The organism is Candidatus Accumulibacter vicinus, from assembly GCF_000584955.1.
GTDB classification, from domain to species: Bacteria; Pseudomonadota; Gammaproteobacteria; order Burkholderiales; family Rhodocyclaceae; genus Accumulibacter; species Accumulibacter vicinus.
In genome coordinates, this window is sequence record NZ_JDSS02000004.1 from 8,637 (window position 1) to 10,528 (window position 1,892).

Sequence of the window (1,892 nt, forward strand, 5' to 3'; positions counted from 1 at the left end):
AGCATGAGGAGTCGCTGCACGCGGTGCATTCGCTGGTGCAGGATGGCGGTAGCGCGCCCGAGCGACGTACGGCCGAGGTGCTGAGCTTCGCTTCGGTCAGTGGCGCTTCGAGTCCGGCGGTGAAACTCGTCAACTCGACCGTCTATGACGCAGTGCGGGCCGCCGCCAGCGACATCCACCTCGAAAGCACGCCCAGTGGCATCACCATCAAGTACCGTCTCGACGGCGTCCTCGATACGGTCGCCCAGATCAGCGGCGTGGCGCTCGCCGAGCAGGTGATCTCGCGCCTCAAGGTGCTGGCCGAACTCGACATCGCCGAGCGACGCATCCCGCAGGACGGCAGCTTCCGGGTCGAGGTTGCCGGCCGCGACATCGACCTGCGGGTGTCGATCATGCCGTGCATCCACGGTGAGGACGCGGTCGTGCGCATCCTCGACAAGCGCGGCGTCATCGAGGCGCATGGTTCGCTGACGCTCGACTCGCTGGGCTTTGACGAGCATGCCCTGAAGTCGCTGCGCCGGCTGGTCGAAGAACCCTACGGGATGTTGCTGGTCACCGGCCCGACCGGTTCAGGCAAGACCACGACGCTGTACGGTGCGATTTCCGAGATCAACAACGGTCGCGACAAGATCATCACCATCGAGGATCCGGTCGAATACCAGTTGCCCGGCGTCCTGCAGATTCCGGTCAACGACAAGAAAGGGCTGACCTTCGCGCGTGGCCTGCGCTCGATTCTGCGTCACGACCCCGACAAGATCATGGTGGGCGAAATCCGTGACCGCGAGACCGCCGAAATCGCCGTCCAGTCGGCGCTGACCGGGCATCTGGTGCTGACCACGGTACATGCCAACAACGTCTTCGACGTTTTCGGTCGCTTCACCCACATGGGCATCGACCCCTACGCCTTTGCCTCGGCGCTCAATGGCATCTGGGCGCAACGCCTGTTGCGCGTGAACTGCAGCCGCTGCAGCGAAGCCGACACGCCGCGCGATGCCGAACTCGAGCGCTTTCATCTGGCCGGCGACGATCTGGCGCATTTCGATTTCCGGCGCGGCCGCGGCTGCGGCGATTGTCGTGGTAGCGGTTATCGTGGGCGCAAAGCGGTTGCCGAGATCCTCAACCTGAACGACGAACTGCGCGAACTGATCATCGAGAAGCGCCCGATCCGACAACTGAAGGAACTCGCCTACCGAAACGGCACGCGCAGCCTGACCGAGGCCGCGCTGCGCCTGGTGGCGCGCGGTGAAACCACGCTCGAAGAGCTGCGTCGTGTCACGCTTTCGGGTTGAGCGCTTGCTGCTCGGCTGCGCTGCCGACAGTGCGGTGCTGCTGGCGCTGCCGGTGGCGGCAAAGTCGGCAGTCGAGACGCTGGCGGCGCTCGATTTCGACCCGGCGCAGCCGGCATCGCTTGCCGCTCTGTGCGGCGCACTGTCGGCGCTGGCACCGGCGCAGCCGGTCGCCGATGCGGCCCGTCTCCCGCTGGTGGTGACGCTCGATGACAGCCTGGCGCGCAGCTTCGTGGTCACGCCACCGCGCGGTGCGCGGGGTCTGCGCGAACTGCGGGCGAGTGCAGCGGCACGCTTTGCGGCCTTGTACGGAGAATCTGCCGAGCCCTGGCTGCTGGCGGCCGACTGGCAGGCCGCGGCGCCTTTCGTGAGCTGTGCGCTGCCGCGGGAACTCTACCAGGCGCTCGCAGGACTCGCGCGCACGCAGGGCTGGCGGCTGGATTCGGTGACCCCGGCGCTGGTTCGCGTCTGGAACCGGGTGTGCCCCGCGATTCCTGCCGACGGCTGGCTGGGGATCGGTTTCGCCCGTACCCTGACGCTGGTTTACCACCAGCATGGCGAACTCGCCGGCCTGCGTACGCTGCGGCTGCCGGCGGTGCCGGATCG

1 protein-coding gene and 1 pseudogene are annotated in these 1,892 nt (G+C 67.0%); both read left to right on the forward strand.

Going from position 1 to position 1,892, the window contains the following annotated elements; all coding sequences use genetic code 11:
• Nucleotides 1-1,289, forward strand: a 1,289-nt coding sequence (locus tag CAPSK01_RS00200) for a GspE/PulE family protein (protein WP_273702784.1), incomplete at its 5' end; no start/stop codon positions are given.
• A pseudogene (locus CAPSK01_RS21260) lies at nucleotides 1,270-1,892 on the forward strand (hypothetical protein); the annotation flags it as partial. The gene CAPSK01_RS00200 and the pseudogene CAPSK01_RS21260, both read left to right, overlap by 20 nt.